The sequence below is a fragment of the Spirillospora sp. NPDC049652 genome (genome assembly GCF_040675125.1).
Classification (GTDB): domain Bacteria; phylum Actinomycetota; class Actinomycetes; order Streptosporangiales; family Streptosporangiaceae; genus Spirillospora.
Genome location: NZ_JBFAOF010000498.1, coordinates 1 through 5,312 on the forward strand (window position 1 = coordinate 1; position 5,312 = coordinate 5,312).

Sequence of the window (5,312 nt, forward strand, 5' to 3'; positions counted from 1 at the left end):
CTGCGGGTCGTCGGCCGGCTCTCCTTCATGCTCTCGGGCGCCCAGCTCGGCATCACCATGACCACCCTGGTGGTCGGGTTCATCGCCAAGCCCGCGCTCGCCGGCCTCATCGAGCCGCTGCTCGAACTGACCGGCGTCCCGTCCGGGGCGGTGGACGCGATCGCCCTCGCCGCCGGATTCGTGCTGGCCACGCTCATCCAGATGCTGCTGGGCGAGCTGTTCCCCAAGAACCTCGCGCTCGCGCGGGCCGAGGGCCTCGCCCGCGCGCTCGCCGCGTCCACGCTGGTCTACCTCACCGTCGCCGGGCCGCTGATCCGGCTGTTCGACCGGGCCGCCGAGAGGCTGCTGCGCGCCGTCGGCGTCGAGCCGGTCGAGGAGCTGCACAGCGGCGCCACCCTGGAGGAGCTGGGCGAGATCATCGACCGCTCCGCCGGTGCCGGGCACCTGCCCGCCGACCTGTCCAGGCTGCTGGACCGGGCGCTGTCGTTCGGCGACCGGACGGCCGACGAGGTCATGGTGCCGCGCCCGCAGGTGCGGTCCCTGTCCTCGGACGCCACGGTCGCCGAGCTGGTCGCCCTGATCCGCGAGAACGGCAACTCCAACTACCCCGTCTACGGGCAGGACATGGACGACGTCATCGGCGTCGTCGGCGCGCGCGAGGCCGCGGCGGACGGGCTCGCGCCGTCCACGCCGGTCTCGGTGATCGCCCGGCCCGCCCTGATGGTCCCCGGCAGCCAGCCGCTGTACGGGGTCATCGACCGGATGCGCGAGGCGGGCGAGGAGTTCGCCTGCGTCGTGGACGAGTACGGCGGCCTCGCCGGCATCCTCACCTTCGAGGACGTCGCCGAGGAGCTGGTCGGCGAGATCACCGACGAGAACGATGCCCGCGACCAGGCCCCGGTCGGCTCCGCCGACGGCTCCTGGCTGCTGGACGCCGGGCTGCGCGTGGACGAGATCGAGCTGACCACCGGGCTCGCCCTGCCCGAGGGCGACTCCTACGACACGGTCGGCGGGCTCGTCATGGCGGAGCTGCGCCGCCTGCCCCGGCCCGGCGACCGGCTGGTCGTCCCGCTGGGCGAGGACCCGGCCGAACCGGACGGGCACGCCGAGATCGAGGTCGTCTCCGTCGCCCGCCGGGTGGCGCGGGAGGTCCGCGTCCGCGCCCTCGCGGCGGCGGACGCGCCGACGGCCCGGGGCGGCGAGGGCCCGGCCGGCCCTGTGCTCGTCCCGGCGCAGGGCGGCCCCGGCGACGGAGCCGCGAGCAGCGGAGGCGTGACGGATGATGGCGTTGACGAGAGAGCTTTGAGCACCGAGAACGCTGACGGCCAGGCCATTGGCGCCATCGTCGTCAGCGGCGAGGGCGTGGACGGGCAGACCGGTAACGGCAACGCAGTCGGCCAGGCCGGTAACGGCAATGCCGTCGGGCAGGCCGGTAGCGGCGGCGCCGTCGGGCAGGCCGTGGACGCGAACGCGATGGCGGCTTCCGGGGAGGGTCCGTGGACCCGCTGACCTCCCTGCTGATCACGGTCCTGCTGCTGCTCGGAAACGGGTTCTTCGTGGCGGCCGAGTTCGCGCTCGTCGCCGCGCCGCGTCCGCAGCTGGAGCGGGCGGCCGCGCGCGGCAGCCGCCCGGCGGCAGCCGCGCTCGCGGGCACCCGCGAGCTGTCCCTGATGCTCGCCGGAGCCCAGTTCGGCATCACGATGTGCTCGCTGGGCCTCGCGATCGTCACCGAGCCGGCGTTCGAGCACGTCCTGGAACCGCCGCTGCACGCGATCGGCGTCCCGGAAGCGATCGGCAAGGGCCTCGCCCTGGCCTGCGCGCTCGGCGTCGTCACGTTCCTGCACATGGTCGTCGGCGAGATGGCCCCCAAGTCGTGGGCGATCGCCTATCCGCGCAGGTCGGCACTGCTGCTGGCGCTGCCGTTCCGGGCGTTCGCGAAGGTGTCGCGGCCGGTCATCTCGGCGCTCAACAGCGTCACCAACAGCCTGCTGCGGCTGTGCCGGATCACCCCGCGCGACGAGCTGGACGCCCCCGCCGACGTCCGCTCGCTGGGCCACCTGGTCGGCGAGTCCCGGCGGCTCGGCCTGATCGGGCGGCACGACCACGAGCTGCTGCGGCGCGCCATCTCGGCCCGGGAGGTCACGGTCGCGCACCTGGTCGTCCCGGCCGCCGACGTGGCCACGGTGCCGGCCGACGCGACCGCCGCCGACGTCCGGCGGGTGGCGACCGCGAGCGGGCACAACCGGCTCGTCGTCCTCGGCGGGGACGGCACGGGCCCCGGCATCGTGCACGTCCGGGCCGCCGTCACCGAGCCGGACGCCGACCGCCGCGCCGCCGAGCTGGCACACCCGGCCCCGGTCCTGACCGGCGCGACGACCGTCCTGTCGGCGGTCTCGCTGATGCGCCGCTCGCGCGCCCAGCTCGCCGTGATCTGCGCCGGCCCGAACGGCGGCGGGGAGGCCGGGGGCGACGGCGGGATCGTGGGGATCGTGACCCTGGACGACCTTCTCGCCGAGCTCCTCGCCGCGAACCCGCACTAACGACCACGGATCCGCAGCCGCGAACCTCTCGCGGCTGCGGACCGTGCGTTTCTGTCGAGATGCTGCAACGGATTTCGTGGTCCATGGTGTGAACATGAGCACCCGACACGGGCACGGCCACGGCCACGGGCATTCGCACGCACATGGACATGGGCATGGGGTCTGGGAGCGGCTCAGGCATTTCGTGCGGCCGCACTCGCATGAGGCGGCGGACAAGGTGGACGCCGCGCTGGAGTCGAGCGCCGAAGGGATGCGCGCCCTGTGGATCTCGCTGCTCGTCCTGGCCGCGACCGCCGTCCTCCAGGCGGCCGTCGTGGCGTTCAGCCGGTCCGTCGCGCTGCTCGGGGACACCCTGCACAACGCGGCGGACGCGCTGACGGCCGTCCCGCTGGGGATCGCGTTCATGCTCGGCCGCCGTCCGCCGACCCGGCGCTACACCTACGGGTTCGGGCGGGCCGAGGACCTCGCCGGGGTGGCCGTCGTCCTCGCGATCGGCGTTTCGTCGGCCGCCGCCGGATATGCGGCCCTGCAGCGGATCGCTCATCCACAGCCCGTGACGCATCTGTGGACGGTCGCGGCCGCCGCGCTGATCGGCTTCGCCGGGAACGAGCTGGTCGCCCGGTACCGGATCCGGGTGGGCCGCCGCATCGGCTCGGCCGCGCTCGTCGCGGACGGCCTGCACGCCCGCACCGACGGGTTCACGTCGCTGGCCGTCCTGCTGGGCGCGGCGGGCGTGGGCCTCGGCTGGACCTGGGCGGATCCGGCGGTCGGGCTGCTGATCACGGCCGCGATCCTGGTGGTGCTCTGGCAGGCGGCCCGCGAGGTGTGGCGGCGGCTGATGGACGCCGTGGACCCCGAGCTCGTCGCGACCGCCGAGCACGCGCTCCGGCACGTCCCGGGCGTGCTCGGGGTCGGGACCGTCCGGCTGCGCTGGATCGGGCACCGGCTGCGGGCCGAGTGCGACGTGATCGTCGATCCGGGCTGGACGCTGGTGCAGGCGCACGACGCGGCCGTCCGCGCCGAGCACGCCCTGATGCACGCCCTGCCGAGGCTGACCGGAGCGCTCGTCCATCCCGATCCCGCGCCACGGAACGGTGTCGATCATCACGCGCCGCTCGCGGGGCACCGGAGCGCTCCTGGCCTGTGAGACGTTAGAGATGGACGGAGTGGGAGAAATCCGGAGAGGGCCGAACACGGTCCCCCGGGCGTCCGGCGACCGGGACGGCGAACGGTGGAGCAGGCTGTGGACGAGACGGAGCGGCTGCGCGAGCGGGTCGATGAGCTGTGCGCGGCGCTGACCGAGCGTTACGGGCGCCTTGAGGCCGAACTGGAGGAGGGCGGGGCGTCCGAGGGCGACCGCCCGCTGGGCTGGGCCGGACGCCTGGCGACCCTGCGCGCCTTCGCGCAGGGCGAGCCGTCCGATGACCGGACGGCCCTCGCCCGCCTGATGGTCGAGCCCGAGTCCCTCGACGACGGGACGGCGAACCTGATCGACCTCGCCGGTGCGGACGCCGGAGGCTCGGTCAGGCAGATCACCGACGCGCTGGACGGCCGCATCCTGCTGCTGGCGCCGTCCAGGGACGAGGCCGCCGCACTGCTGGAGGTTCTCGCCGACCGGGAGCTTCCGCTGCTGCTGGAGGAGGCCGTCCCCCCGCCGCCGTTCCGCCGCCGCAAGGACACCGGCACGGTCGAGTTCCGCTCGATGAAGGAGGACGCCGCCCGCGCCGCCGCCGGCGAACGCGCGGAAAGGGGGGAAGGCGCGGAAGGCGCGGCCGGGCCCGCCCAGCCGCCTTCGAGCGCCGATCCGGACGTCACGGTCGGCGACATGGGGACGCTCCGCATGGAGACGATCTCGGACGCCATGCTCGCCCAGATGCGGGACCAGGCGCAGGACGCCGCGCCTGATGCCATGTCCGAGAAGACCACCCCCAACAAGATCGTCACGGACGAGATGCTCGCCGCCGCCGCTGCCGCGCCTCCCGCCGAGGAGGACCCGGACAAGACGGAGGAGCCGGACGGGCGTCCGCTCGAAGCCGTCGTCCGGCGGATCGTGGTCCGGCCCGTCGGGGACGTGTGGCGCGAGGACGCCGAGCGGGAGCTCCGCGAACTCCAGCTCGGGCTGGTCTGGCTGGAGCAATGGCCCCGGGACATCGCGACCGTCGAGCGGCTGGAGACCGAGGGCGTCGAGCGGCGCGAGCGGCGGCGCACCGAGATCGCCGGGCTGGAGTCCTCGATCGTCGCCCGGCGCGCCGAGCTGGTCTCCTTCCGGGAGAGCGTGACCGAGGCCGAGGCCGAGCGGGCCCGGACGGCGGCCGAGGAGGACCGGGTCGCCGCCGAGGCCGTGGAACCCCGGCAGGAGGCCGAACGGCTCAAGGCCGCTGCGGAAGCGGCGTCCGCGCAGGCCAGCCGGGCCGCGCACGTCGCGGACGAGGCGTGGACACGCGTCTCGGCGATCGACGAGCGGACCGCCCAGGCGCGGTTCGAGCTGAGCGCCGCCAAGGACCAGGAGCAGCAGCTGATCGCCGACCTCGCGCGGGCGCGCGAGGAACTGCCCGCCGCCAAGGTCGAGACCGAGCGGCTGGTCACCGAGGACAGCACCGCGATGGCGGAGGGGCACGCGTCCTACTACCGCGTCCGGGCGGCGGAGTCGGCGGTCGCGGCCGTCCGGCAGAAGATGACGCTGACGCAGCGGCTGCACGTCGCGCCGCCCCCGGCCGAGCTGAAGCGGCTGCGCGCCGACCTCAAGGCCAAGGTGCGCCAGGCCGACGAGGC

The 5,312-nt window shown here is 74.7% G+C and carries 4 protein-coding genes; all 4 read left to right on the forward strand.

The window, feature by feature from the left end; translation table 11 throughout:
• A partial coding sequence (locus AB0J52_RS26170; RefSeq protein ID WP_500184928.1) for a hemolysin family protein occupies nucleotides 1-1,509 on the forward strand: 1,509 nt, incomplete at its 5' end.
• On the forward strand, nucleotides 1,497-2,540 hold the full coding sequence (locus AB0J52_RS26175; RefSeq protein ID WP_500184929.1) for a hemolysin family protein: 1,044 nt from the start codon (nucleotides 1,497-1,499) through the stop codon (nucleotides 2,538-2,540). The genes AB0J52_RS26170 and AB0J52_RS26175, both read left to right, overlap by 13 nt.
• Before the next feature lie 94 nt (nucleotides 2,541-2,634).
• A complete protein-coding gene (locus AB0J52_RS26180) occupies nucleotides 2,635-3,687 on the forward strand; it encodes a cation diffusion facilitator family transporter (protein WP_500184931.1) in 1,053 nt (350 codons plus the stop codon).
• Between the two features lie 96 nt (nucleotides 3,688-3,783).
• On the forward strand, nucleotides 3,784-5,312 hold a 1,529-nt coding region (locus tag AB0J52_RS26185), incomplete at its 3' end, for a hypothetical protein (protein WP_500184932.1).

Bases quoted from the DNA above. Each gene is read 5' to 3' on its own strand.
- AB0J52_RS26180 (WP_500184931.1), top strand. From the start codon at position 2,635: ATGAGCACCCGACACGGGCACGGCCACGGCCACGGGCATTCGCACGCA.